Origin of the sequence: Pseudomonas sp. HMSC057H01, assembly GCF_001836405.1 — a bacterium.
GTDB classification, from domain to species: Bacteria; Pseudomonadota; Gammaproteobacteria; order Pseudomonadales; family Pseudomonadaceae; genus Pseudomonas; species Pseudomonas aeruginosa.
Window position 1 is genome coordinate 1 of sequence record NZ_KV828429.1, and the last position, 412, is coordinate 412.

Annotated in this window: 1 protein-coding gene; it reads right to left on the minus strand. The window is 62.9% G+C overall.

The features are described 5' to 3' along the window. Nucleotides 1-412, minus strand: a 412-nt coding sequence (locus tag HMPREF2581_RS09265) for a hypothetical protein (RefSeq protein ID WP_139181901.1), incomplete at both ends; no start/stop codon positions are given.

The following is a 412-nucleotide window of genomic DNA, read 5'->3' on the forward strand; positions in this document are numbered from 1 at the left end:
CGGCTGGCGAGTACCCCCTTGTCCTGGTTGAGCACGTGCGGCGCGGTGATGCCCAGACCACTGTCACCGACGATCTTGCCGCCACGGTTGTCCAGCTGCTCAGTGAGGTTCAGCGCCACCACGCCCTGGCTGGCAATCTCGCCGACGCTGTTGTCCACCTGCCGGGCCGTGATGTCCACGCCCTGGTTGCCAGCGATACGGCCAGAGTTATTGTTTAGGATGCCCAGGTCGAGAGTCAGCGAGTCCTGACTGGTCAGTTCTCCTCCCTTCTGGCTCAGCGTGCCAACCTTGGCATGCAGGCTACCATTGGCGGCGATACGCCCCTTGGAACTGTTCGCCTCATCGGCTACCAGCTTCAGGCCGCGTTCAGCGATCAGTGTGCCAGCGTCGTTTTCCAGGCGGGTCACACCGA